Below are 428 nucleotides of genomic sequence, written 5' to 3'. Positions count from 1 at the left end.
CCGACTTCACGGCCGACGCCATGCTCATCTCCGCCAAGCAGCCCAATTCCGAAGACCGCGGCGTCTCCTTCGAGCCTTTGCTCGGGAAGGTGACAGCCCTGCTGGGGTAAAGGTTCGTGCTTTCGCGCGGCTCGCACCGGGAAGAGTGTGGGCCGCGTTGCAGAGCAGCACATCTACCGCAAGGGTTCGCTATTTTGCGAAATGATGCCGTAGGGCTGATTGAGGCTTCTCTGTATTTCACCTATTTTTTCCCTTATTTCCCTATTTCTTCCCTTATTCACTTATTCCTTCTCTTATTTTGGGTTCTGAAGGGAAGAGAGGTACGGAAGGGGCTATCTCGTCGCCCATTCGGCCCGTCGCAGCGAAGCCCAGTTCTTCATAACGTGTGGCAAGAAGCTGGTGGAGCGCTGCCCAGTTAAGGCTCTGAC

At 55.4% G+C, this 428-nt stretch carries 1 pseudogene; it reads left to right on the top strand.

The features are described from left to right. Nucleotides 1–110 (top strand): annotated as a pseudogene (locus NE591_RS12580) (pyridoxine kinase); the annotation flags it as partial. Between the last annotated feature and the right edge of the window lie 318 nt (nt 111–428).

It is taken from the genome of Adlercreutzia sp. DFI.6.23 (assembly GCF_024462535.1).
Lineage (GTDB): Bacteria > Actinomycetota > Coriobacteriia > Coriobacteriales > Eggerthellaceae > Adlercreutzia > Adlercreutzia rubneri.
Note: the sequence above shows the minus strand (reverse complement) of the source record. Positions and strands in the feature narration are given on the sequence as shown.